21 protein-coding genes are annotated in these 25,338 nt (G+C 32.5%); 15 read left to right on the forward strand and 6 right to left on the reverse strand.

Annotated features, from left to right (window positions below; translation table 11 throughout):
- Window positions 1-182 precede the first annotated feature (182 nt).
- Window positions 183-1,466 (reverse strand): cystathionine gamma-synthase family protein, encoded by a 1,284-nt coding sequence (locus PQF96_RS20665; protein ID WP_271768057.1) that lies wholly within the window; start codon window positions 1,464-1,466, stop codon window positions 183-185.
- A 133-nt stretch (window positions 1,467-1,599) separates the two neighbouring features.
- Here PQF96_RS20665 and PQF96_RS20670 point away from each other — a divergent pair, with 133 nt between their 5' ends.
- The 3 genes from PQF96_RS20670 (at window position 1,600) to PQF96_RS20680 (ending at window position 4,316) form a co-directional block, all read left to right on the forward strand.
- Window positions 1,600-2,055, forward strand: a complete 456-nt coding sequence (locus PQF96_RS20670; protein ID WP_143916385.1) for an Lrp/AsnC family transcriptional regulator — start codon at window positions 1,600-1,602, stop codon at window positions 2,053-2,055.
- Window positions 2,056-2,132: 77 nt separating this feature from the next.
- Entirely contained in the window at window positions 2,133-2,861 is a 729-nt protein-coding gene (locus PQF96_RS20675; RefSeq protein ID WP_143916384.1) for an SDR family oxidoreductase, read from the forward strand.
- 147 nt (window positions 2,862-3,008) lie between these two features.
- On the forward strand, window positions 3,009-4,316 hold the full coding sequence (locus PQF96_RS20680; protein WP_271768058.1) for a Kelch repeat-containing protein: 1,308 nt from the start codon (window positions 3,009-3,011) through the stop codon (window positions 4,314-4,316).
- A 17-nt stretch (window positions 4,317-4,333) separates the two neighbouring features.
- Here the strand turns inward: PQF96_RS20680 and PQF96_RS20685 are convergent, their stop codons facing one another.
- Window positions 4,334-5,680, reverse strand: coding sequence for an MFS transporter (locus PQF96_RS20685; RefSeq protein WP_271768059.1), 1,347 nt, complete (start codon window positions 5,678-5,680; stop codon window positions 4,334-4,336).
- 199 nt (window positions 5,681-5,879) lie between these two features.
- On the opposite strand from PQF96_RS20685, the gene PQF96_RS20690 reads away from it, so the two are divergent.
- Window positions 5,880-6,857 carry a lipid A-modifier LpxR family protein gene (locus PQF96_RS20690; RefSeq protein ID WP_143916381.1) on the forward strand — a complete coding sequence of 326 codons (978 nt, stop codon included), beginning with the start codon at window positions 5,880-5,882 and terminating at the stop codon, window positions 6,855-6,857.
- 4 nt (window positions 6,858-6,861) lie between these two features.
- Here PQF96_RS20690 and holA read toward each other — a convergent pair whose 3' ends face one another.
- Window positions 6,862-7,866 (reverse strand): DNA polymerase III subunit delta, encoded by a 1,005-nt coding sequence (gene holA / locus PQF96_RS20695; RefSeq protein WP_109438441.1) that lies wholly within the window; start codon window positions 7,864-7,866, stop codon window positions 6,862-6,864.
- A gap of 26 nt (window positions 7,867-7,892) precedes the next feature.
- Between holA and PQF96_RS20700 the strand changes: the two genes are divergently transcribed.
- The 4 genes from PQF96_RS20700 to PQF96_RS20715 all read left to right on the forward strand — a co-directional run bounded on the left by PQF96_RS20700 (window position 7,893) and on the right by PQF96_RS20715 (window position 11,877).
- A complete protein-coding gene (locus tag PQF96_RS20700) occupies window positions 7,893-8,336 on the forward strand; it encodes a type I restriction enzyme HsdR N-terminal domain-containing protein (protein WP_109438440.1) in 444 nt (147 codons plus the stop codon).
- A 203-nt stretch (window positions 8,337-8,539) separates the two neighbouring features.
- Complete coding sequence (locus PQF96_RS20705; protein ID WP_271768060.1) at window positions 8,540-9,730, forward strand: M57 family metalloprotease; 1,191 nt, start codon at window positions 8,540-8,542, stop codon at window positions 9,728-9,730.
- Between the two features lie 192 nt (window positions 9,731-9,922).
- Window positions 9,923-10,915 carry a glycosyltransferase family 2 protein gene (locus PQF96_RS20710; protein WP_271768061.1) on the forward strand — a complete coding sequence of 331 codons (993 nt, stop codon included), beginning with the start codon at window positions 9,923-9,925 and terminating at the stop codon, window positions 10,913-10,915.
- Window positions 10,916-11,013: 98 nt separating this feature from the next.
- Window positions 11,014-11,877 (forward strand): OmpA/MotB family protein, encoded by an 864-nt coding sequence (locus PQF96_RS20715; protein ID WP_109438437.1) that lies wholly within the window; start codon window positions 11,014-11,016, stop codon window positions 11,875-11,877.
- 543 nt (window positions 11,878-12,420) lie between these two features.
- Here PQF96_RS20715 and PQF96_RS20720 read toward each other — a convergent pair.
- Window positions 12,421-13,014, reverse strand: coding sequence for a PPC domain-containing protein (locus PQF96_RS20720; RefSeq protein ID WP_109438436.1), 594 nt, complete (start codon window positions 13,012-13,014; stop codon window positions 12,421-12,423).
- 225 nt (window positions 13,015-13,239) lie between these two features.
- Between PQF96_RS20720 and PQF96_RS20725 the strand changes: the two genes are divergently transcribed.
- Complete coding sequence (locus PQF96_RS20725) at window positions 13,240-14,112, forward strand: AraC family transcriptional regulator (RefSeq protein ID WP_271768062.1); 873 nt, start codon at window positions 13,240-13,242, stop codon at window positions 14,110-14,112.
- Window positions 14,113-14,128: 16 nt separating this feature from the next.
- On the opposite strand, the gene PQF96_RS20730 is transcribed toward PQF96_RS20725, so the two are convergent.
- Together PQF96_RS20730 and PQF96_RS20735 are read right to left on the reverse strand one after the other, a co-directional pair.
- Window positions 14,129-14,749, reverse strand: a complete 621-nt coding sequence (locus PQF96_RS20730) for an L-threonylcarbamoyladenylate synthase (protein ID WP_271768063.1) — start codon at window positions 14,747-14,749, stop codon at window positions 14,129-14,131.
- 119 nt (window positions 14,750-14,868) lie between these two features.
- Window positions 14,869-17,199 carry an ATP-dependent helicase gene (locus PQF96_RS20735; protein ID WP_271768064.1) on the reverse strand — a complete coding sequence of 777 codons (2,331 nt, stop codon included), beginning with the start codon at window positions 17,197-17,199 and terminating at the stop codon, window positions 14,869-14,871.
- Window positions 17,200-17,629: 430 nt separating this feature from the next.
- Here PQF96_RS20735 and PQF96_RS20740 point away from each other — a divergent pair, with 430 nt between their 5' ends.
- The 6 genes from PQF96_RS20740 to PQF96_RS20765 all read left to right on the forward strand — a co-directional run bounded on the left by PQF96_RS20740 (window position 17,630) and on the right by PQF96_RS20765 (window position 25,288).
- Complete coding sequence (locus PQF96_RS20740; protein WP_109438495.1) at window positions 17,630-17,917, forward strand: hypothetical protein; 288 nt, start codon at window positions 17,630-17,632, stop codon at window positions 17,915-17,917.
- A gap of 265 nt (window positions 17,918-18,182) precedes the next feature.
- Window positions 18,183-21,041 (forward strand): Ig-like domain-containing protein, encoded by a 2,859-nt coding sequence (locus PQF96_RS20745; protein ID WP_271768065.1) that lies wholly within the window; start codon window positions 18,183-18,185, stop codon window positions 21,039-21,041.
- Between the two features lie 173 nt (window positions 21,042-21,214).
- The gene (locus tag PQF96_RS20750) at window positions 21,215-21,754 is read left to right on the forward strand and encodes a DsrE family protein (RefSeq protein WP_160114328.1); all 540 of its coding nucleotides are present in this window, start codon (window positions 21,215-21,217) and stop codon (window positions 21,752-21,754) included.
- A 110-nt stretch (window positions 21,755-21,864) separates the two neighbouring features.
- Window positions 21,865-23,157: an amidohydrolase gene (locus PQF96_RS20755; protein ID WP_271768066.1), complete on the forward strand. Its 1,293-nt coding sequence runs from the start codon at window positions 21,865-21,867 to the stop codon at window positions 23,155-23,157.
- An 11-nt stretch (window positions 23,158-23,168) separates the two neighbouring features.
- Window positions 23,169-24,728: an FMN-binding glutamate synthase family protein gene (locus PQF96_RS20760; RefSeq protein ID WP_109438429.1), complete on the forward strand. Its 1,560-nt coding sequence runs from the start codon at window positions 23,169-23,171 to the stop codon at window positions 24,726-24,728.
- Window positions 24,729-24,769: 41 nt separating this feature from the next.
- On the forward strand, window positions 24,770-25,288 hold the full coding sequence (locus PQF96_RS20765) for a DUF7935 family protein (RefSeq protein WP_143916373.1): 519 nt from the start codon (window positions 24,770-24,772) through the stop codon (window positions 25,286-25,288).
- Window positions 25,289-25,338: the final 50 nt, after the last annotated feature.

Genomic DNA, 25,338 nt, shown 5'->3' on the forward strand with positions numbered 1-25,338 from the left:
TATAATTCTGAAACAAAGATACTATGATTACCTATTCACACAATGGGGAAAAAACCCCATTTTACTTAGTAGATATTCCCCTCTACTCTATAAATTCTCAAAAAACCTGAAATAATCACCCTAAAACAACAAAGCACAACTCGATTTAAGTTGTGCTTTGTTAATTAATATCAATATGGTTTTTATACCTTCGCTAATTCTAGCATAGAATTAGTTTCAACTTTTTCCAAAGCTTGTTCCAAATCCCAAATGAGATCTTTAGAATGCTCTACTCCAATTGATAATCTTACCAATTGATCTGTAATTTTCATTTGCTGTCTTTGCTCTTCATCAACTCCGGCATGTGTCATTGTTTTTGGATGTTCTGCCAAGCTTTCTGTACTCCCCAAGCTTACAGCGAGCTTCATAAGTTTCAGATGATTCAAAAAAGTAAATGCTTCCTTTTCTCCTCCTACTATATCAAAAGAAACCATTGCTCCTGGCGCAGAACATTGTTTTTGATATATTTGATATGCTTCACTTCCTTCTTCTAATAAACCTAGATAATATACATTTTTAACTTTTGAATGGTTTTTTAGATAGTCCGCAACAATCTGTGCATTTTGAGTTTGCTGATCCATTCTCACTTTTAGCGTCTCTAAACTTCTTAACATTAACCATGCGGTATGCGGACTTACCATATTTCCAAGGAACGTACGCAATGTCTTAACACGCATCATCAATTCTGCTTTTCCTAAAACAGCTCCGGCAATAAGATCACTATGCCCTCCAATGTATTTTGTTGCAGAATATAAGACCAAATCAGCCCCGCATTGCAAAGGGTGTTGCCATAAAGGTCCCATGTATGTATTATCTACAGCAACAAGAGCCTTTTTATCTTCTGTACTGAATTGTTTCGCTACTTGACTAAATTTCTCAATATCAACAATGTCATTGGTTGGGTTAGCCGGCGTCTCCAAATAAATCATTGCCAATCTGTCTGCTTTACCAGAATCATTAATCATTTCGATTACTTCATCCATACTTTGATTTGGCATTATTCCGATGGTGTGTACCCCAATTTTATCAAGAAAATGATGAATAAAATGATCCGTACCTCCATACAAAGGATTACTATACACCAATAAATCTCCTGGTTTCAGAAACTCTAATAACACAGTGCTTATTGCCGACATTCCGCTCTCAAATACAGCACAATCATCTGCTTTATCCCAAAGGCATAAACGATTTTCTAAAATCTCAAGATTTGGATTATTAATTCTACTATAAATAAGTCCAAGTTCTTCTTTTGGAGACTTTTCTCTTAAACCATATGCCAACTCAAAAAAGGCTTTTCCCTCTTCTGCTGTCTTGAAAACAAAGGTTGATGTTTGAAAAATAGGGCATTTTATTGCTCCTTCTGATAACTCAGGTTTATACCCATAAGTCATCATAAGGCTTTCCGGATTAAAGTCGTGTTCTTTCATTTCATAAAACTAAGAACAAAAGAATTAAAAACCATAGTATTAGATAATTTAAGAATATAATTATACAAAAATTATTGTTAAAGAATTTTATTCTATTTTTGATTCAATAAAAGAGATTATAAAGAAAAATATTATGGATAAAATTGATCGATCAATATTATTTTTATTACAAAAAGATGGAAAAATTACGATCAAAGAGATAGCAGAAAGACTTAACTTAACCACTACTCCAATATTTGAACGGGTCAAGAAACTGGAAAGAGATGGTTATATTAAGTCATATAAAGCTATTATAGATCGTAAAAAAGTGAACTTACAATTAGTAGTATTTTGTAATGTTACTTTAAACCTTCATCAAACGGATTATCTAAAGAAATTTGAGAAAGATATTCAACAATTTCCTGAAGTCGCAGAATGTTATCATGTTGCAGGTATGTTTGATTATCTCATTAAAATATATGCCCAGGATATGGAACGGTATCAAGATTTTCTTTCTAATAAACTAGCTTCACTAGAAAATATTTCTAAAGTACAAAGCTCTTTTGTAATGACAGAAGTAAAAGATTTTTCTTATTTACCTATTCCTTAAAAATAACATTTAGGGTTAACAAAAGATTTAGAATTCATACTATATCTTTGATATTAACTTAAAAATTACATGAAAGAATGAATATCAAAGATGCAAAAGTATTGATAACCGGAGGGAATTCTGGTATCGGAAAGGCAACAGCAAAACTTCTAAAAGAAAAAGGAGCAAAAGTAATTATTTCTGGAAGAAATGAGGCAACACTTCAGGAAACTGCTAATGAATTAAATATAGACTATATAAAAGCAGATGTTACCAGTGAAACTGAAGTAAAACAGATGGTAGAAGCTGCAAAGGATAAAATGGATGGTCTAAATGTATTAGTTAATAATGCAGGGTATGGATATATCTCAAAACTTGTTGATATTGAAGCAGATAAATTTACAGATCAATTTAAAACTAATATTTTGGGTGCTGCTCTTTGCGCAAAGGAATCGGCAAAGCATTTTGTAGCAAAAGAATATGGAAATATTATAAATATTGGTTCTACATCTTCATTAAAGGGTTCTCCTACTGCTTCTCCTTATGTGGCGACCAAGTTTGCATTACGAGGTATGACAGAAAGTTGGAGAAATGAGTTACGGCCTCATAACATTAGAGTGATGCAAGTTAACCCAAGTGAAGTAATGACTAGTTTTGCTGATAACAGAGTAGATAACAATCAGGCTGTAAAACAATATACCGAAGTAGAACAACAAACCAAACTTAGAGGTGAAGAAATTGCCCATACCATTACAAGCCTTTTAGAAATGGATGATCGTGGATTTATAACAGAAGCTACTGTGTTTGCTACAAATCCAAAAACCTGATAACATTAATTATTTAAAAGCTCTATACAAATCAAAAAATAAAACAATTGGTCATCATAAAAAGTGATATGTTATAGGATAATAGATGTGAGTTTTGTTTATAGTTTAAAAACCAAATATATTCATACTTATCAAAACTTGTACATCATGAAGAATGATCTTTTTTTATTATCTACAATTTGCATAATCAGTTTTTTTAATTCAGCATATGCTCAAGATTCTTGGATAAATAAAAATGAAAGTGAAAATTATGTTGCACGGCACGAATGTTCATTTGTTCAATCCGGTAACAAATTCATAATGTTTGGAGGAAGAGAGCAGGCAAAAAGACTTGACATATATGATTATAGTAGCAATACATGGTCTCAAGGTACAGAGGCACCAATAGAATTTAATCATTTTCAGGCTACAGAATATGATGGTTTAGTATGGATTATCGGAGCTTTTAAAACCAATAACTTTCCTAACGAAATTCCGGCGGATCATATTTACATTTACAATCCGTCATTAAATATATGGATGGAAGGTCCTATGATACCTCCTAAACGAAGAAGAGGTGGTGCAGGTCTAGTAACGTACAAAGATAAGTTTTATTTGGTTGGAGGAAATACCAAAGGCCATAACGGAGGGTATATTCCTTGGTTTGATGTATATGACCCATTAAATAACAACTGGAAGCAACTAAAAGATGCTCCAATATCGCGAGATCATTTTAGTGCAGCCATTATTGATGATAACATCTATGCTATAAGTGGACGAAAGTCTGGAGGCCCTGGAGGTACATTTGGTCCCTTAATACCTCAAGTTGATGTCTATGACCTTAAAAAAGGTAAATGGTCAACATTAAATAAAAAGCAAAACTTACCTACTCCAAGAGCTGGAGCAAGTATTATCGTATTTGAGAATGAATTATTTGTAATTGGTGGTGAAGGAACAACTCGGGGTCCGGCTTTTAAAAAAGTAGAAGCTTATAAGCCTTCAACCAACTCATGGTCTAACAAGTCTGATTTAAACTTTCCCCGTCATGGTACTCAAGCCATAGTATCAGGAAAAGGAATATATATTGCGGGAGGTTCTCCTGTACAAGCAGGTGGAAGACAGCATCACATGGAAGTTTATAAAAAAGATGAACCCAAAGGAGATGCAATACGCGCAAGTACCTTAAATGCTGTCAAAGAAGTTATTTTTAATCCAAATAAAACAAGAGATATTTCAATTACTTCATCTGGTGGGAATGCTGGTAATTTTATCACTAATATTGCCATTATAGGGGAAGGATCTTCTAATTTTGTAATAAAGAAAACCCTGCTTAATCATCTTATTAAATCAAAAACTACACAAGAAATAACCATGCTAGCGAATACCTCAACGGTTCAGAAAACAGCAAATCTAATTATCACGTATGATGACGGCAAGAATTTAAATATTAAACTTAAACTGATTCCATCGAATTAAAGTTAGATGTTGTGATATTATACTGTCTCAACCTGATGTTGTTCTGATCTTAAGTTTTTTTTATTTTTCAGATGATTTACAAGAACCAAAATAAATATCAAAAGAAATATTACCGCTCCAATACTAAAAACTTGTGTCTGTAAACTTTCAAAAAGGACACCTCCAAGAATAAGCCCGAAAATACTTGCGCAACTTCCCATACTGTTGCCGTATCCCTGGATTGTTCCTTGAGTCTGATGATTTCCTGTTTTAGATAATAATGATAAAAAATTTGGCCACATTAAACCATTACCTAGAGATAGTAGAGTGTTTGCAACATACATAACAATAATATTAGGAAAAGATAGCGCATAGAAGCTTATCGCCAAAAATATAGTTCCTACTGCAACAAATAAAATGTTTGAAACTTTACCTGATAAATAGGATAATAATGGCCCTTGTACTAAGATCATTATGACGCTTGAATATGCCAGAAAAACTCCAAGTTCTATCGATGACCACTTTAATATAGTAGAGGCATAAATAGGTAGACCTGCATAAAAAAGACTAAAAGCTAAAAAAGTAAGAAAATATATAGCGTATAATAATGGAATTTGATCTAGTTTTAGAATTTCTAAAAATGTATTTGACTTTACTTCTGATTTTATATCATCAGTATAACAATCCTTATGTTCTACCTGAAAAAATCTTCTAAAAGATGTCAACCCAGAACTACCAGTATCTACCACACAAGGATTACTTTCAGGTAGTTTTAATGTAATCACAATAATGGCAATCAATGAAATCATAGCAGCCAGAATAATCGGTAATGCTTCTCCCAAAAAAGTAGATGCTAATATTCCTGCAACCGCAGGCCCCAAGACAAAGCCAAGGCTTGTTGATGCGCCCATCATTCCAAAATTCTTATCTCTATCATCGTCTGTAGAAATATCTGACAAATATGCATTAGCTACTGATACATTACCTCCGGTGAAGCCGTCAAAAATCCTGGCTACAAAAAGTAAGATGAGTGGTAATGTCATAATATAACTTCCGGTAAAATCAGCATCTGATGACCAAAGTGTGGTCTTAGGAAGAATAAAAGCCAGTAAAAACAACAACCAGGCTATAAATGTTCCCGCTTGACTTATCATCAGTACTTTTTTACGACCAATACGATCTGATAATTTTCCTAAAACCGGAGCTCCTATTAATTGAAAGAAAGGATACATCGCTCCCAAAATACCATATATAAAGCCATTTCCTCCAAGGTCAACAACGATAAATATTAAAATAGGAATTACAATACTATATCCCAATATGCCTATGAAATTAACTAATAGGATAGGAAAAATTGTAGCATTAAAAAACTTAATAATTTTCATCAATTAAGGTTGAATATGTAATAATCTCTATACATTTGAATTGTTTTAATAACATAAAGATAATTGTATCCTTTTGATTAAGTAGGTATCCATATATAATATTTCTAAATAATATTAGTTAGTATACCATTAAAAAATCGTCTTAATCATTAAAAAAGTTAATGTACTTAATAATTACTGATCTTTAACTCAATAATCAATGCTTAGAAAAAACTTGCTTTTTTTTACATTTTTATTTACCCTCCTCTGCCCTTTTTATATAACTAGTCAGGAGAATCATTTTAAGAATCAGATTAGATCGACAAACGATAATGATATTTACGTATTCTATAGAGATACAGATAGATATTACTCCTATGGTGTAGGTTTTGATTATTCTTTTACTGCAGATAAATTTCTAGGATTACAAAATATTTTTAAAAATAAAATCACAAATTTTTACAATATTGGTGTCAAAATAGAGGGGTATACCCCTTCTGGGATTGATGAGTTTGTAAAAACAGATATTGTAGAAGGTCCAGAGAATTTTGACAGACCCTTTGCTGGATTACTTTATGCTTTTCTAAACACTACCTATGTATTTGATCGCTCTTTTTTAAAAGCTGAAGTACTTACAGGAATTCTGGGACCTTCATCTCAAGCCAGAAATTTACAAGATTGGTTTCATGAAAGTATTAGTAATGATCCTATTTATGATGGGTGGCAATTTCAACTTAAAGATCAATTCCTTGTCAATATGAATTTGGATTATCTATACGATTTTAACCCAAATAATAATTGGCTAAATTTCTTTGGTAAAGGCAATTTAAAGCTAGGAAACTTATATATTCAAGCAGCTCCTACTGCAGGATTCAGATTAGGGAAATTTGAAAAACCCACCCATTCTGTCAGTTTTAATAATTCAATTCTATCTCCTAAAAAAACGACAGAGATTTTCTTTCAGTTTAGTATTGAATCAAGAATTAATTTATTTAATGCAACGATTCAGGGAAATTTATTTAAAGATGATCCAGTTTCTGTATCCGATCTGAATAATTTATCATGGCATATGAATAATGAAATCCATTTCTCTAGAAATCGACTTTCATTAAGTGTTATCTATTCCTGGTCTACCGGAGTGTTAGATACTGCTCAAAATCATGTATTCGGAATTGTTGGTGTGGCCTATAGGTTCTAACCTCTTATCGCATTATTTTGACTAAAAGTTCTTTTAAAATATCTCCTTGAGGAAGATTTGCTGCTCCTACTCCTTTACTCTTTATGTCAGCCTCTCTTAAAAAGGCAATGATTCTACTTACTTTTTTCATAGGATAGTTATGTGCTGCTTCTGAATAATCTTTGACAAAATAAGGATTGATTTTGAGAGCACTAGCTACATTGCGTTGTGACTTATCTGATAAACCGTGATATTGTAATACCTGAGAAAAAAAACTATATAGCAAAGAAATAGTGACTACAAGCGGGTTATCTTTGGGATTTTGAGCAAAGTAATTAATTATCCTATGTGCTTTAACTCCATTTCTCGTTCCAATAGCTTTACGAAGCTCAAAATTATTAAATTCCTTACTTATACCAATATTCTCTTCTATTTGATCCGCAGTAATCTGAGAACCAGCCGGAATAATTAGTTTTAATTTTTCTACTTCATTATTTATCTTGCTAAGGTCAGTTCCTAAAAACTCCACAAGCATTTGAGCTGCTTTTGGTTCAATTGAATATTTACCTCCTGCTAATACTCTTCTTATCCAATCTGCAACCTGATTTTCATATAGTTTTTTCCCTTCAAAAATAACCCCGTTTTTTGCAACTACTTTATAGAGCTTTTTACGTTTATCTATCTTTTTGTATTTATAGCACATAACCAAAACTGTAGAAGGTTGTGGGTTTTCTACATAATCAGCAAGTTTTTCTATTGTTCTTGATAATTCTTGTGCTTCTTTAACAATAACAACCTGTCGCTCTGCCATCATAGGAAAACGCTTAGCATTTCCAACAATATCATCAATAGTTACATCTCTACCATAAAGCACCATTTGATTGAACCCCTTTTCCTCTTCAGCAAGTACATTCTTATCTATAAACTCAGAAATCTTATCAATATAATAAGGCTCTTCTCCCATCAAAAAATAGACAGGTTTTATGTTTCCGCTTTTAATATCGCTTACGATTTGTTTTACTTCATCCATTCAGAAAAATTCATCAAATTTGTACTATGCAAAAGCTTAACTTTCCAGAGTATCAATTCAGATTCAAAAGTAGCGAAAATAAAGTTTCTATTTTTGACAGAATCCGCAAAAAATTTGTTGTCCTTACTCCAGAAGAATGGGTTCGACAACATACCATTCAATATCTTATTGACGAAAAAAAATATCCTGAAAGTTTAATTAATGTAGAAAAACTAATTAAACTCAATGGACTGACTAAACGATATGACATTATAATTTTTAATCCGAATGGAAGTATCTACCTTATAGTTGAGTGTAAATCTGCTAGTATAAAAATAACCCAAAATGTTTTTGATCAAATTGCAAGATACAACCTTGCTCTGGATGCCGAATATCTGATGATCACAAATGGTCTTGATCATTACTATTGCCAGATGAATTATGTTGATGAACAGTATACTTTTCTAAAAGATATTCCTAAGTACAAATAACTTCACTTAAACCATTATTTTACAACAATTTAAACACCTCAAAAATACTTCAACCAACAAAAACAGTCACCTTAAATTTATGAATTTGAAGTTTAGATTTATAAATATCAAGAATGTTGGCTTGTAAAACAAAATGAGTTCTGATAATTTCAAGTCTTAAATAACTACAAACTGGTAAAACTACATCTTAAAACTTAAAAATTATGAATTCATTAAAATCATTTGGCATTGCAATTTTATCTTGCTTGCTACTTATTATGACCTCTTGTGAGGTAGATCAGGATGTATCAAATGAAGATGCTATTGAGCAACAAAATGATGCAGTACTAAAAACTATAGAAAAATGGGGATTTTCAAAAGACGTTATTGAAGATCTTGGAGACTACTACCTAGTAGATGGAGATATTGTTTTTGATAAAAATGCAAAATATCCTGATCCAGAAGATCCTGTTTCCAAACAAAGACGACACCCACAATCTGTTACCATTTCTAATGTAAGGGTTTACATCAACCCTGGAATGGATGCGAATTGGAGAAATGCGACTGTACAAGCTATTAATCGATGGAACTCAGTAAATTCAAAACTTAAATTGAGTGTCACAACATCATCTTCTAATTCTCATATTCAGATCATGTATGATTCGCAAGATCCTTCAATTAACTTAGCATCTAATGTTTTTGGACGAGGAACATTTCCGACTGGAAACGGATTACCAGGCAGAGGGATTTGGGTAAATCCTGATTTTAATTCTCCAGGACTTTGTGGCAACGCAATTACTCAAAATATGAGAATAGCCAATGTACAACATGAAATAGGTCATAATGTTGGGATTACTCACACCAATCAATCTTTTGGAAGTCTAATCCCCGGAACACCAAATCTAGATGCTCTATCTGTAATGAATGGAGGAAAAGCATGTACAATTAATAATTTTAGTAATGGAGATAAAACTGCTATTAGATATTTATTTCCAAATACACCAACACCTCCTGTTGTAACTCCAAAAACATTCTATAGATTCTATAATAGTGGAGCTATTGATCATTTCTACAGTACTAACCGAAGCGCACCTTCAGGATATAGATTAGAGGGAGCCATAGGTAAAGTATTTGATAAAAAAGTAACCGGTACTATTCCTCTGTATAAAGCATACAACAGAAATGCCAAAAATCATTTTTATTCTACGAACCGTGGAGAAGTAGCTAATGCTGCTGGTTATCAATATCAAGGAGTAGCTGGATATGTATATTCGTCTAGAGGCAGTGGTAGAATTCCATTATATCGTTTTTACAACAGTACTGTTGTAAATCATTTTTACACTACAAATCGTAACGAAGGTAACGGTGCAGCAGGATATCGATATGAGGGAGTTGCTTGTTATATATTACGCTAACAAACACCTATACATTTTAACCTAAATCACTAACGTTTTACCAGTTATAGGTTAAATGTAATTATTATAGAAAATCAATTTCTCATCAAGTGGACCAACTTGTAGAAATTGATTTTCTTATTTTAAAAAAATATTCCCATAAATTATGGATTATCTACTGCTAATTTTCAATTAAACTCTTTAATTTGCAGTGTGAATATTGCAGTCGTTATATTAAATTGGAATGGTAGATCATTACTAGAAGAATTTTTACCTTCGGTAATTAAATACTCTGAGGAGGCAACGGTATACCTTGCCGATAATGCCTCTACTGATGACTCTATATCATATACACAAACATCTTTCCCGCAGGTAAAGATTATTAGAAATGAAATGAATGGAGGATATGCAAAAGGATATAATGATGCTTTAGCAAAAATCGATGCAGATATTTATTGTCTTCTAAATAGTGATGTTGAAGTAACTCAAAATTGGTTAGTTCCTGTCATCAAAACATTCGAAACTTCTAAAGAGGTTGCAGCCATACAGCCAAAAATTTTAGATTACAAAAAGAAGTCACATTTTGAATATGCAGGTGCTGCAGGAGGGTATATTGATAAGCTGGGATATGCATATTGCAGAGGAAGAATATTTGATACACTTGAAGAAGATAAAGGGCAATATAATGATACAACCCCAATATTCTGGGCAAGTGGTGCATGTTTGTTTATAAGAAAACAAGTATTTGAAGAAGTCGGCAAATTAGATGAAGATTTTTTTGCTCATCAAGAAGAAATTGATCTTTGTTGGAGGATACATAACCAAGGTTATAAAATAATGTATGATGGTTCATCTGTTATTTACCATCTTGGAGGTGCAACTTTAGGTACAATGAATCCTAAAAAAACGTTCCTTAATTTTAGAAACAGTTTATATCTATTAGTTAAAAATGTTCCCGGAAATAGTGTATGGGGATTAATTTTCATAAGAATGCTAATGGATGGGCTTGCAGCTGCTCGATTTATACTACAAGGTAAGTTTTCACACTTCCTTGCTATCTTTAAGGCTCATTTAAGCTTCTATGCTAATTTTAACACTTTTATTAAAAAACGTAAAAAACTTTCTAAAACGGGGAAATATTATTCATTTTTTTCCGTTGTATGGCAGTATTTTATTTTGAAACGTAAACATTTCAATCAATTATAAGGGTATATAATAAATTATTGTTAACGACCTAGTATTACGTCACAATTTTAATAATTTTGAGTTATATAACCAGAATAAGACTAAAAACAAATTTTCTAATGAAAAAAGTAATGATTATTGGGGCTTCCCTTGCAATTCTGTTATCTTCTTGTGTCTCTCAGAAGAAATTTTCAGATTTAGAAGCCAAACAAAAAGAAACAGAGGATCTATTAAATTCCGCAACGGTAAAATTAAATAGCTGTCTAGAAGAAAAATCAAGTTCGACTTCGCAACTTAAAGTTCTTCAGGATCAAGTATCAAATCTTAAAAATCAAAATTCTGCTTTACTAAATAACGTAGGTAATTTAGCCACTTTATCGACAAAAGAAGCAGAGAATCTTGAAAAATCTTTAGAGAGTATCAAGGAAAAAGATATGCAGATAAGAACAATGCAGGATGCTATTACAAAAAAGGATTCTGTAACCTTAGCACTTGTAACAAGTCTTAAAGGTGCTTTAGGAAATCTTGCTGATGAGGATATCGAAATTAACGTAGAAAAAGGAGTAGTATATGTTTCTATTTCTGACAAACTACTTTTCAAGAGTGGTAGCTACAATGTATCTGCAAGAGCTCGTGAAGTACTTGGTAAGGTTGCCAAAGTAGTTAATGACAAGCCAGATATCGAATTCTTAGTAGAAGGTCATACTGATAATGTGCCTATCAAAAACAAAGTACTTTTAGATAACTGGGATCTGAGTGTAAAACGTGCTACTTCTGTAGTAAGAGTATTGCAAAATGATTTTAAAGTTGATCCAAAACGTATGACTGCAGCTGGTAGAAGTTATTATGTACCAGTAGCTGATAACAGTTCTGCTGCCAATAAGGCAAAGAACAGACGTACCAGAATTGTTGTATTGCCAAAACTTGACCAGTTTTACAATATGATTGAAGATGGAATGAAAAAAGCTTCAGGAGGAAACTAATAATATCACCTCTAAATATATTAAAAAAGGGTTGTCGTAATGACAACCCTTTTTTAATATCTATAAATTTTCATTCAAATTTTTAATAAACAATAACACTTTCTCTCAACATAAACTAACCAATTCATACAACACTCCCTACCCAATCAACCCTTCTAGCACAAAATTATATGCTTTATAACATAACTTACACTTTAACCTGGGAATATAATCTATATGTATGTGGATATGATTTGAACTAATATCACTCATTAAAACACCAATATCTTCTACTTCAAAAATCTAGGTCAAAAGCTTTCTACAAAGATTTTGAATATCGCTATTTAAAACTTATATATCTATACTTATTAAATCAAACTATTATGATTTTAGGTATGACAGCATTGTCGACAACAATTCGATAAGGTTTAAAATATGACTTCTTTTTGTATTTCTAAAACATGGCATTAAAATGAAGTTGAATGGTTTTTATCCTAATTTGAAACCAATAAAAAAGGCAATACATTTGTATTGCCTTGTTTGTGGTTGAGTTAATAAAACAATCTAGATACTAACTTCTTTAATAAATACCCTATCTTTTAATCTGAAATGGATATCGTATTTCCCTGAAGGTACTTCTGAGAAATTATATGTTCTTTGAATAATGAATTCACCTTCTTCTCCGATTATCTTTTCATCAAATACTAATGCACCGTCTATGTCATAAATAGAGACATTTAATGGTGTTTCTTCTGTTCTTGTTACCATCACCTTAACTAACGTATTCTCTACTAATAACTTTGGTTTAAAAATTGTTATTGTAGAATTTTCTATTAAGGCTATCCCTTTTGTATTTTTTATTACCGGAGTTACTCTTACATCAAATTCTGTTTCTGTCTCAATAAAATAAACACCATTCTCTACAGTCCTAAAATTAAAATATTTTTTATATGTAGGCATCGCATCTAAAGTCGCATTAAACAAGATAGTTCCTGAATAATCTTTAAGATATAATTTCTGTCCTTTACTAATATTAGTCAATGAAACATTAATTGTAGAAGAGTTCTCAATTTTTACAGATAAAAAATCTGATGCTTTTACAGCCGTACTTAACAAAACTGCAAATACAATTAGGCTTAGGTTAATTACTCTTTTCATCTCTTTATGGTTTTAATTGTTAATGTTTGATGGTACAAATGTATCTTAGAAAACTCGTATCAAACACAACAATATTTGCATATATATGTGCTATTTTAACCTTATACATTACAATAAAACCTTACTCGTGTTAATTTAACGTATTTTTTTATTTAACTTTACAATATTTTAACAAAAAAAATATAATATTAGCTCTAAAATCAAAGAAAGAATATCAATATATCTATGAAAAACATAAAACCTTCTTTAGAAAAGATTTCACCAGAGTTTGGAAGTTCTCTTTATTATGAAACATTTTCTAAAGACAATAAAAACAAAGCCCCCATTTGGCACTATCATCCAGAGATAGAAATTGTATACGTAAATGGCGGTACTGGAAAAAGACAAATAGGGAGTCACATGTCGTATTATAGGAAAGGAGCATTAATGCTTATTGGTTCTAACCTTCCTCATTGCGGGTTTACAGATTTGATGACAGGTAATAGTAGTGAAACTATTATACAAATGTTACCTAATTTTCTGGGAGCATCATTTTTTGATATTCCAGAAATGAATGCCATCGGGAAACTTCTTGATCAAGCCAAAAAAGGAATCATATTTCATGGAAACACTAAAAGAAGGATCGGAGCACAGATTGAATCTTTAAAAAATCTAAGTTCATTTGAAAAGTTAATCGGCATATTGCAAGTCCTTAAAGAAATGGAAATGACAAATGATTATACTATATTAAATGCCGAAGGATTTATAATAGAAACCGCATTACAGGACAATAATAGAATAAACCTGATTTTTAATTTTGTGCAGCAAGAATTTAGCAGACCAATCCCATTAGAAGAAATCGCGAGTAAAGTTAGCATGAGTGTTCCTGGTTTTTGCAGGTATTTTAAAAAGATTACAGGAAAAACATTTACACAATTTGTAAATGAGTATCGATTAGTACATGCTGCCAAACTTCTTCATGAAAAGCAAACCAGCATAACAGATATTTGTTATGAAAGTGGATTTAGTAACTTCTCTCATTTTAATAAACTATTCAAACAATTCTCGGGAAAAACCCCTAGTATGTATAGAAATGAATTGAACTATTCTGTTTCATAAAATCAATAAAGTCCATTTAGATAATATCTATAGCTCCTTTACCTTCTCTAACCAGTACAGGTTCACCGCTGGTAAGATCAATAATGGTCGAAGGAATATTATCACCATATCCACCATCAATTACCAGGTCCACAAGATTATCCCATTTTTCTAGAATTAACTCTGGATCTGTAGTATATTCTATCACCTCATCTTCATCATAAATTGATGTAGATACGATAGGGTTACCTAATTCTTCAACAATAGCAGTACAGATATTATTATCAGGAACTCGAATTCCTACAGTTTTCTTTTTCTTAAAAACAGTAGGTAAATTATTACTTCCCGGAAGGATATAGGTGTACGGCCCTGGTAATGTTCTTTTAAGTAATTTAAACGTCGCATTATCGATTTGCTTAACATAATCAGAAAGATTACTTAGATCTTTACAAATAAATGAGAAATTAGCTTTAGCAAGTTTTACTCCTTTGATATGTGCTATTTTTTCTAACGCTCTGTTATTGGTAATATCACAACCCAATCCATATACAGTATCTGTAGGGTAAATAATTAACCCACCATTTCGCAAACATGCAACTACCTGTTGTATCTCTCGTGGATTCGGATTTTCATTATATAGTTTTACAAAATCAGCCATAGTTATTTTTACTGGTATAAATATACTCTATATATCTAGTATATTATTGTAAAAACATCGGGATTAACATCTAAAAAATAGATCTCCTTTATTAAGAATTATCTGGAAGAAGCGTTGTGCTACCCTATGATCTTTAATTTTGCAAATCTTAATAAGAGCTTTTTAATTCCGCCTTTTTCAAAATGAATTTCTGCTTTTTTATCTTGCCCCACTCCTTCAATTTTAATAATTTTCCCTAATCCAAAACGCATATGTTCTACTGCTGTTCCTGGAATAAGTTCTTCATCAAACAAATTAGTTTTTGATTCATTAGTAGTATTATCAGATACCGGCCTAAGTTTCCGTAATTTCCTTAACTGTTCTTCATTTGGCTTATGTGCCAGGGGTGGAGCTCCAGAAACGGGTTTCTTAAGACGTAATTTGCTTTTATCAACCTCACCAAAAATATCAGAATCAATTAATGGCTTATAACGATAACTTTCTACCGGAGTAATGTATTCTAAATATTGATCATCGATCTCTTCAATAAATCTACTTGGTTCTGCATCTACCAATTTACCCCATCGATAACGAGATTGCGTATATGTTAGATATGCTTGTGTTTCTGCACGTGTTAGTGCCACATAAAACAAACGTCGCTCCTCCTCTAGTTCGCTTCGGGTATTCATACTCATTCCAGATGGAAAAAGATCCTCTTCCATCCCAACGATATAGACATAGGGAAACTCTAGTCCCTTAGCCAGGTGAATTGTCATTAGTGCTACTCTATCATCATCTCCAGTATCCTGATCTAGATCTGTTGCTAATGCCACATCTTCCAGAAATTCTGCCAAAGACCCTGTTTCATCTGCTACTTCTTTTTGTCCTTCAACAAAATCACGAATTCCGTTTAATAACTCTTCAATATTTTCAATTCTAGCAATTCCTTCTGGTGTACCATCTTTTTTTAGTTCTTGTAATAGCCCAGTCTTTTTAGCCACTATTTCGGATAATACAAATGCATCTGAATTTTGATTCTCAATTTGAAAACTTTTAATCATATTCATAAAGTTCTCCAAACGAGTTTTTGTACCACTATTAATTTTTAAATTAATACGATCCAAATTTTCTATAACTTCAAAAATAGAACGATCATAATGGTTGGCTGCTACAATTAGCTTATCTACTGTAGTTCCCCCTATTCCTCTTGCAGGGTAATTAATTACCCTTTTTAAAGCTTCTTCATCTTTTGGATTAATAATTAATCTCAAGTATGCCAGTACATCTTTGATTTCTTTTCTTTGATAAAAGGATAATCCACCGTAAATTCTATATTTTATATCACGTTTACGTAATGCATCTTCAATAGCTCTTGATTGAGCATTTGTTCTATATAGCACTGCAAAATTACCATTTCCTAGTTGGTGTTGCATTTGATTTTCAAAAATCGAGCTTGCTACATATCTTCCTTCATCTCCATCAGTGAGTAATCTATTCACAAATATTTTTGGTCCGGGATCATTAGCCGTCCAAACGACCTTATCTAATTTGGTCTTATTCTTATCAATAATAGAGTTTGCTGCTTCTACAATATTCTTTGTAGATCTATAATTTTGTTCTAATCTATATTGCTGAACATTATCATAATCTTTCTGAAAATTAAGAATATTATTAATGTTTGCTCCACGAAAAGCATAAATACTTTGTGCATCATCCCCTACTACACAAATATTTTGAAACTTATCTGATAGTGCCCTAACAATAAGATATTGAGAGTGATTAGTATCTTGATACTCATCAACAAGTATATACCTAAATCTATTTTGATATTTAGCCAAAACTTCTGGAAAACGATTTAATAGCTCGTTGGTTTTTAACAATAAATCATCAAAATCCATTGCTCCTGCTTTAAAACATCGATCAACATAATGCTGATAAATTTCTCCCATCCTTGGTCGCTTTGCCATTGCATCTGCTTCTACCAATTCAGCATTTTGAAAATATGCTTTCACAGTGATCAAACTGTTTTTATAAGAGGAGATACGGGAGTATACCTGTTTATACTTATAGATATCTTTATCTAATCCCATCTCTTTAATAATAGAAGCTATTAATCTTTGGGAGTCCTGGGTATCATATATTGTAAAGTTTGATGGGTACCCTAATTTATCTGCCTCAAACCTTAGGATTTTAGCAAATATTGAATGAAATGTCCCCATCCATAAGTTTTTTGCTTCACTTGCTCCAACAATAGTAGCAATACGCTTTTTCATTTCACGTGCTGCTTTATTGGTAAATGTTAAGGATAATATATTAAACGAATCTACTCCTTTATGCATTAAATAAGCAATTCTATAGGTAAGTACACGTGTTTTTCCCGATCCGGCACCTGCAATCACAATCATAGCTCCATCCACCTGGAGTACAGGTGCTCTCTGTGCATCATTTAACTCTGCTAAATATTCTTCCAACGTAACAATGTTTTATAGAGGCGAAATTTAAGCAAAGAAGGACGGTTATGGAAGTGTAGTTGATCTTTTTTGTAAACAAATCACAGTCAATAACTTTTATACAATAACAATTTGGTCATATTGTTATAACCCTGCATACATTAACAATAGATTGTTAATATCATATACATAAAATTCTATTTTCATTTTTTGTAGTCATCTACCTTATAAAACAACTCTATCACAAACATTTTTCTACACCATAGTCCCCATAAAACTATCCGTTAAATATTATTGATATTAACAGTGTTTTTTCTTACACGTTAATATCTTTTTGATAATTTTAATAGATAAAATGCATTTTTTTAAGACAAAAAGTATTATATTTAGAAAATCTGAGAATAAAATACCATTTTTTATCAGAACACTAAAAATAACCAAACTCATCGCTATGGCCCCAAACATGGATGTACAAATAGTACAAAAAGAGCAAATCAAATTTTTAAAATTCCCTAAAGAAGATGTCCTAGACAAAAGAAAAGATCAGATTGATCGTTTTCTAGAATTACAAAGAGCACTTTCTCTTGGTAACTTAGAACATCAAAAAGTAAGGATCGTCTTTGTTGATGATACCGGTCTAAAAAAGGTAGAAACTACTATCTGGGGGATTACAGATAAAGAAGTAATATTAAAACAATCAACGATTATCCCTTTAGAAAGAATTATTAGTATCTCATAGTTCGATATTATGATAAACGCTTTATATCCTTAGTCAGTCAAGGATATAAAATTTTGAGTTTTTTAAATCTAAAACTAAGTGTGGTATAGGCGTATTTTATATAAAATGCGTCCTATATCTATTTTTGATACTTATAAAAAATTTTAAATGATATAATGTATTCTATATCATTAACTTCAATACATATAAATCTACTATACTAAAATCATTAATATCGAGTTTAGTAAAGATAGTTGTCAAAATAATTACTTACACCCAACCCAACATGAAAAGAAAATTATCGAAGTATTTTCTTCTAACTAGCATTGTGCTTAATGTATGTCTCACATATAGTCAATCAGACCAACCCCAATTAGTATCTAATAATCAACAAACGTTTATTGATAATCTAATCAACCCTAAAAAAAACACCTCCTCTTCTATAAAAACAGCAGGTAATCAAGAACTTTCTCTTACTCTTAATCTTCAAAAAGAAATCAATAATGATCTTATATTAATAGGTAATATTAATAATGATAGATTATCAACATTTACTTTTTCAAAAACAAGTGCTGGACTAACAGGAGAAATTGTAGTACCTAATCAAAAAAAAGCATATACGCTATACTCTGAAGCAGATGGTAAAGTTTTTATAAAAGAAACCAATATCAATGATGTTTTATGCGTAGACCTGGAAAAGTCAGCTTCAGGAAAGAATCAAATAAATGGAGGTCCTGTTTCAAAAACATCACTCCAATTAGAAAGTTTGCCGGGAGCAACAGGTGTTATTTACCTTGATTTTGACGGAGAATTAGTTTCTGGCACGAGTTGGCTTGGTGGAGCTACAATAGATGCACAATCACCTAATTTTAGTGATGAGAAGATAATTGAAATTTGGAAAATTATGGCGGAAGACTTTCGTCCATTCAACCTTAATATAACTACTCGTAGAGATCTTTTTGAAGCGGCACCCAGAAATCGTAGAATGATGTGTATTTTCACACCAACTACAGATGCAGCTCCAGGATCAGGAGGGGTAGCATATCTTAATTCTTTTTCGAGAAACAATGATAACCCATGTTGGGTATATAATCTAGGTACCAGATCTGCAGGAGAAACGGGATCTCATGAAGTAGGTCATACTCTTGGGCTATCACATGATGGGCAAGGAAGTACAGAATACTATAACGGACACGGTCAATGGAGTCCAATTATGGGATGGAGTGCTAGCAGACCTATTGGACAATGGAGTGCGGGAGAATACAACGGTGCCACAAGTTCTCAAGATGATATTGCAATTATAGCAAATACCAGAAATGGTATTGGTTTTCAAAATGATGATCATGGAGATGATATCACAAATGCTACACCATTAAGAACAAGTCCCGCAGGTGATGTAAACACCGATCAAAATTTTGGTTTAATCAGCACAAGAGAAGATAAAGATGTATTTTCATTTGTTATAGAAACAGGTAATGTTTCTTTTTCTTTTAGACCTGATCCTGATTATCCAAATTTAAATATTCAAGCTAGAATTTTAAATGAACTGGGACAAGAAGTACTATCTTCTGATCCTTCTGGCCTTTCTGCTTCTATAAATGAAAACCTAACAGAAGGAATTTATTATATAGAAATTGATGGTGTTGGTGAAGGAAATCCAAATAATGGATATAGTGATTATGCTTCACTTGGAAATTATACGATATCCGGAAGTTATATCCTAGGTGATGACAATCAACCTCCTTTATCTGAATTTGAAGCTAACACAGATTGCTCTACAGTTAATTTTATCAACTCTTCTACCAACAGAATAAATTCATACCTATGGGACTTTGGTGATGGCCAGACTTCTACCCAAGAAAACCCAACGCATACTTATGCTTCTGTTGGAAATTACACTGTATCGTTAACAACCACAAATGATTCAGGAAGTAATACCGAAGAAAAAATAGATTTTGTAACCATAGCATTTCCAAATCAGCCTGCGGCTTCAGATCAAAATGCTTGCAGCGGAGAATCTATAACTATAACCGCATCTGGAAATAGCAATTATAGGTGGTATACTGTTCCAACAGGAGGCATCAGTCTTAATACTGGATCAACTTATGAAACACCTAACCTTACTACGAATACAACGTACTATATCGAAGGAGTCATTGGAACTTGTATTACAGCAACCAGAACTCCCGTTAATGTTACAGTATCTCCAAGTCCTGATCAACCTACAGCATCAAACCAAGAGATTTGCAGTCCTGAATCCGTAACCATAACAGTATCTGGAAATAGTGAATATAGATGGTATGAAATGCCAACAGAAGGTACTAGCATTGCATCAGGAGCAACGTTTAACACCCCTGTTCTCGAATCTAGTAAAACTTATTATATTGAAGGTTTTATAGGAAGTTGTGTTACACCAACAAGAACTGAAGTGACAATAACGGTATCAGGAAATCCAGATCAACCTGTTGTATCTGATCAAAATATTTGTACAGGTGAATCTACAACCATAACGGTATCTGGAAATAGTCAATATCAATGGTATGAAACGCCTACAGGAGGCACCAGTATTGCTTCTGGTATAACCTATGAAACTCCTGAACTTACGGCAGACAAGACATACTATATCGAAGGAACAAGTGGTAGCTGTATCACAGCAACAAGAACAGAAGTAAATATAATAGTTTCTGAGATTCCAGAACAACCTCTAATTACTGTTACTCCAAGTCAAAACTTATCAGTTTCTTCGAATTTTGTTACTTATCAATGGTATTATAATGATGAAGTAATTGATGAAGCGATTCAGGCAGAATATATTCCGACAGAAACTGGAGAATATACTGTTACAGTGGCTAACCAAGCTGGGTGTAGTATTACTTCAGAAAAGTTTGTTGTAGATCAATCTTTACTTAATCTAAGGCAAGAGAATAAAACATATACATACTACCCTAATCCTGTTAACGATAATGAACTACTAAATATTGATGGGTTTACTGCAGAGGATTATGATCTGAGAATTGTCAATATTCAAGGGCAAGTATTGATTCAATCAACTCCTACTCCTACCATGGATATATCAGAATTATCACAAGGACTATATATCATTTTAGTTAATAATAAAGCGATTGGTAAATTCATGAAAGAATAAACCTTCTCAAATAAATAAAAATAAGCACATTGTCTACATAAAGGCAATGTGTTTTTTTATACTCAAAAATATATTTACACTAAACAAAGTAAAAGATTCAAAAGCATAAGTATTATTTTAACTTTCCTTTAATAGTTTTTTGAATATCTTTAGAAGCTAAAACACACTACAATTTGAAAAACACAATTGCATCTTATCTTTTTATTTTGGTACCTGCACTTATTTTTTCTCAGCAAAAGTCTAAGGAAGGTAGAATCATATCAGAATATGGAAAAACGTATGAAGTAGTTAACCCTGATTTCAAAACGAACAAACAGCAGAACTTAAAAGCTGTTTTTGATGTTGGAAGAACTTTTAAAGATAGTTCAAAAGTAAATCCTCTTTTTAATACTGCGGCAAGGTACCTTAATATGCATGATGCTGCCGGAGTATCTCTTAAAAATCTAAAAGTAGCATTAGTTGTCCATGGATCTGCAGCAAATGATCTTCTAAACGATTCAAAATATAAAATAAAATACGGTATTGATAACCCAAACACTCCTCTCCTTTCGGCTTTGTCAGAAAAAGGAGTGCAAATTATTTTATGTGGGCAAACTGCAGCGTATAGAAATATTACTAGACAAGATGCTTTGCCTCAAGTGCAATTTGCACTTTCTGCAATGACTGCTTTGGTACAATTGCAAAATCAAGACTATAGACTTATTAATTTTTAATTGTAATGAATTTAAGTATTTATATAAGCATATTTTAAAAATGATTATTATACTTGCTGATTCTAACATTTTTTAGATTATTTGACTTCTAAAATAATATTGATAAACTCATGAAAACACAAACACAATCTATTGTATTTATCCTTCTAATGGTTTTTTGTTCTATTCAGGCACAACAAATTGATCCTGATATAAAAACCACAGCAGAAAAATTAGAATCCAAAGTAATCGAATGGAGACGAGATTTTCATCAAAATCCTGAGCTTTCGAATCGAGAATTCGAAACTGCTAAAAAAATTGCCAAACATCTTAAGGATTTAGGTATGGAAGTAACAGAAAATGTCGCAAAGACTGGTGTAGTTGGTATTCTTAAAGGAAGAAAAGAAGGCAAAACTGTGGCTTTAAGAGCAGACATAGATGCTTTACCGGTTACAGAACGTGCTGATGTGCCCTTTAAATCTGTGGTAAAAACTACTTTTCTGGATACAGAGGTTGGAGTTAGTCATGCTTGTGGCCACGACACTCATATTTCTATCCTTATGGGAGTTGCAGAAACTCTTGCCAAACATAAAGATAAAATAAATGGAACCGTTAAGTTTATTTTTCAACCTGCAGAAGAAGGCCCTCCACCAGGAGAAGAAGGCGGAGCAAAATTAATGATCAAAGAAGGAGTACTAAAAAATCCCGATGTTGATGCTATTTTTGGTTTGCATATTAATTCTGGAACAGATGTTGGAAAAATTAGATATAAACCAGGAGGAACAATGGCAGCTGTAGAACGATTTGTTATTAATGTAAAAGGAAAACAAACTCATGGTTCAGCACCATGGACAGGAGTCGATCCCATTTTGATTTCTGCTAAGATAATTGATGGTTTACAAACTATTATTAGTAGAGAATCTCCTCTTGTAAGTGAGGCTGCGGTAATTACAGTTGGTAAAATTACTAGTGGAGTACGTTTTAATATCATTCCCGAAAGCGCAGAAATGATTGGTACTGTACGTACATTAGACCCTCAAATGAGATCACTTATTATTCGTCGTATGAAAGAAATGGTACCTTCTATTGCCAAAGCTTATGGCGGAGAAGCAACTATTGATTTTCAAAATAACACATCAATTACTTATAATGACCCAGATCTTGTAACAAAGATGTTACCAACTATTGAAGGTATTGCTGGTAAAGAAAATGTAATTTTATCTAAAGCAACTACTGGTGGTGAAGATTTTTCTTATTTTCAAGAGGTTGTCCCTGGATTTTATTTCTTTTTAGGAGGAAAATCTCCTGAAGCTAAAAAAGTAGCAGCACATCATACTCCGGATTTTTATATTGACGAAAGTGGATTACTATTAGGAGTTAAAGTAATGTCACAATTAACACTTGATTATCTTAATGCGCAATAGATAAAATAGAAATGGAAAGTATACTTAGTTTTTTAGGAGCGATCCCTTGGTGGGCATGGGGTATTGCTGTATTAGTAATGATTGCAATACGAGATATCTTTTTTAATCAAAGACATACTATTAGTCATAACTTTCCAATTGTTGGCCATCTAAGATATTTACTAGAGAGTATTGGTCCAGAAATTAGGCAATATTTTGTAGCAAATAATAGAGAAGAACTTCCTTTTAACAGGATTGAACGAGGGTGGGTCTATGCTTCTTCAAAAAATGAAAATAACTACGAGGGTTTTGGTACAGATAGAGATATCTATGTGCATCAACATATTTTTGTTAAGAACTGTATGATTCCTTTTAAAATGGATAAAAATCATCCTAACAAAGAAGACAAATCCTTTCTTCCTTGTGCAAAGGTGATGGGGCTATATAATAATAGAACAAAACCCTATCGACCAGGATCTGTGATTAATATCTCTGCAATGAGTTTTGGTTCTCTTTCTGCTCGAGCTGTAGAATCTTTAAATATAGGAGTACAAAAATCAAATGCGTATCATAATACCGGTGAGGGCGGACTTTCTCCCTATCACAGTAATGGTGGTGATGTTATTTTTCATTTCGGAACAGGGTATTTTGGTGTAAGAAATGAAGATGGTGATTTTTCAATGCAGAAGATGAAGGAATTAGTGACAAAAAACCCTTTTATTCGCGCCATTGAAATTAAGTTATCTCAAGGTGCAAAACCAGGGAAAGGCGGTGTACTACCCGGAACAAAAATCACTCCCGAAATTGCACAAATACGAGGAGTAGAAGTTGGTAAAGATGTTTTATCTCCTTCTTCGCATACTGCTTTCACAAATGTTCCTGAACTTCTTCAATTTATTGAAGACATTGCCTCAGAAACAGGACTTCCTGTCGGAATAAAAGCAGCTATTGGTAAAACAGAGCAATGGGAGCTCCTTGCTGAGCTTATGGCAAAAACAAATAGAGGTCCTGATTTTATCACTATAGATGGTGGCGAAGGTGGTACAGGGGCGGCACCTCCAAGTTTTGCTGACCATGTATCTCTTCCTTGGGTCTATGGATTTACTGCTATTTATAAAATTTTTCAAAAACACAATTTAACCGATAGGGTAGTTTTTATTGGAAGTGGAAAACTAGGTTTTCCTGCTAAGGCCGCTATGGCATTTGCTATGGGTGTAGATTGTATAAACGTAGCCCGAGAAGCTATGATGAGTATTGGTTGTATCCAGGCACAAATATGTCATACCAACCGTTGTCCAAGTGGTGTAGCTACACAAAGTAAATGGCTACAAAAGGGGATTAATATACCGCTTAAATCTGATCGTCTTGCTCAATATTTTAAGACCTTCAGAAAAGAGTTTACAGAAATCACACATGCAGCCGGGTATGAACACCCTTGCCAGTTTACTATGAACGATATCGATCTTAATGTAGATGATGGAGAATTAACTAAGACATTAGAAGAATCTTTTAAATATGCAAAAACCAAAGTAGAGTATACTTGTAATCAAGATTTAAAAGAATGTACGTATCTTGGCGGCTATTCTAAATAAAGAACTGAAAAACAATCTTACCATATAACTAATACAATAGAATGAAATTTGAAATTATACCTTTAATTATTTCTTTAATCCCAGCAATACTTATTACACTACTTGCAGTATATTTTTTTAAAATGCATACTACAAATGAAGAAAGACGACGTAGGTTTCTTTTGCACAAAGAAAATCAAAAACAAGCCCTTCCTCTTAAACTTCAGGCATATGAGCGTATGGTTTTATTTCTGGAAAGAATATCTCCTGGTAAATTATTAACCAGAATGGCTCCTGTAGGAGAAGATAAAAAAAGTTATGAAGCTCTATTAGTACATACTATAGATCAAGAATTTGAGCATAATCTCACCCAGCAAATCTATATCTCTGATGAAAGTTGGAATACAGTTAGAGCAGCTAAAAATGCTACAATTGGTATTATCAGAAAAGCTACTTTAAAAGAAGATGTCGATTCTGCTGATAAAATGAGAGAAATTATTCTTACCGAATTAGTAGAAAAAGGTTCTCCTAGTGATACAGCATTAGCTGTAATCAAAACCGAGGTTAGCGGACTTTTTTAGTTTTATAAAGACTCCTGATTATCATATAAAACCGGTTATTCTATACGATA

It is taken from the genome of Aquimarina algiphila (assembly GCF_947494415.1).
In the GTDB taxonomy this organism is placed as follows: domain Bacteria; phylum Bacteroidota; class Bacteroidia; order Flavobacteriales; family Flavobacteriaceae; genus Aquimarina; species Aquimarina algiphila.

What these genes read in the sequence shown, in the direction of transcription:
- PQF96_RS20765 (WP_143916373.1), top strand. Translation starts at nt 24,770, where the DNA reads ATGAAATTTGAAATTATACCTTTAATTATTTCTTTAATCCCAGCAATA.
- PQF96_RS20725 (WP_271768062.1), top strand. Translation starts at nt 13,240, where the DNA reads ATGAAAAACATAAAACCTTCTTTAGAAAAGATTTCACCAGAGTTTGGA.
- PQF96_RS20705 (WP_271768060.1), top strand. Translation starts at nt 8,540, where the DNA reads ATGAATTCATTAAAATCATTTGGCATTGCAATTTTATCTTGCTTGCTA.
- PQF96_RS20680 (WP_271768058.1), top strand. Translation starts at nt 3,009, where the DNA reads ATGAAGAATGATCTTTTTTTATTATCTACAATTTGCATAATCAGTTTT.
- PQF96_RS20700 (WP_109438440.1), top strand. Translation starts at nt 7,893, where the DNA reads ATGCAAAAGCTTAACTTTCCAGAGTATCAATTCAGATTCAAAAGTAGC.
- PQF96_RS20740 (WP_109438495.1), top strand. Translation starts at nt 17,630, where the DNA reads ATGGCCCCAAACATGGATGTACAAATAGTACAAAAAGAGCAAATCAAA.
- PQF96_RS20755 (WP_271768066.1), top strand. Translation starts at nt 21,865, where the DNA reads ATGAAAACACAAACACAATCTATTGTATTTATCCTTCTAATGGTTTTT.
- PQF96_RS20730 (WP_271768063.1), bottom strand. Translation starts at nt 14,749, where the DNA reads ATGGCTGATTTTGTAAAACTATATAATGAAAATCCGAATCCACGAGAG.
- PQF96_RS20665 (WP_271768057.1), bottom strand. Translation starts at nt 1,466, where the DNA reads ATGAAAGAACACGACTTTAATCCGGAAAGCCTTATGATGACTTATGGG.
- PQF96_RS20670 (WP_143916385.1), top strand. Translation starts at nt 1,600, where the DNA reads ATGGATAAAATTGATCGATCAATATTATTTTTATTACAAAAAGATGGA.
- PQF96_RS20690 (WP_143916381.1), top strand. Translation starts at nt 5,880, where the DNA reads ATGCTTAGAAAAAACTTGCTTTTTTTTACATTTTTATTTACCCTCCTC.
- PQF96_RS20720 (WP_109438436.1), bottom strand. Translation starts at nt 13,014, where the DNA reads ATGAAAAGAGTAATTAACCTAAGCCTAATTGTATTTGCAGTTTTGTTA.
- PQF96_RS20675 (WP_143916384.1), top strand. Translation starts at nt 2,133, where the DNA reads ATGAATATCAAAGATGCAAAAGTATTGATAACCGGAGGGAATTCTGGT.
- holA (WP_109438441.1), bottom strand. Translation starts at nt 7,866, where the DNA reads ATGGATGAAGTAAAACAAATCGTAAGCGATATTAAAAGCGGAAACATA.
- PQF96_RS20745 (WP_271768065.1), top strand. Translation starts at nt 18,183, where the DNA reads ATGAAAAGAAAATTATCGAAGTATTTTCTTCTAACTAGCATTGTGCTT.
- PQF96_RS20685 (WP_271768059.1), bottom strand. Translation starts at nt 5,680, where the DNA reads ATGAAAATTATTAAGTTTTTTAATGCTACAATTTTTCCTATCCTATTA.
- PQF96_RS20760 (WP_109438429.1), top strand. Translation starts at nt 23,169, where the DNA reads ATGGAAAGTATACTTAGTTTTTTAGGAGCGATCCCTTGGTGGGCATGG.
- PQF96_RS20715 (WP_109438437.1), top strand. Translation starts at nt 11,014, where the DNA reads ATGAAAAAAGTAATGATTATTGGGGCTTCCCTTGCAATTCTGTTATCT.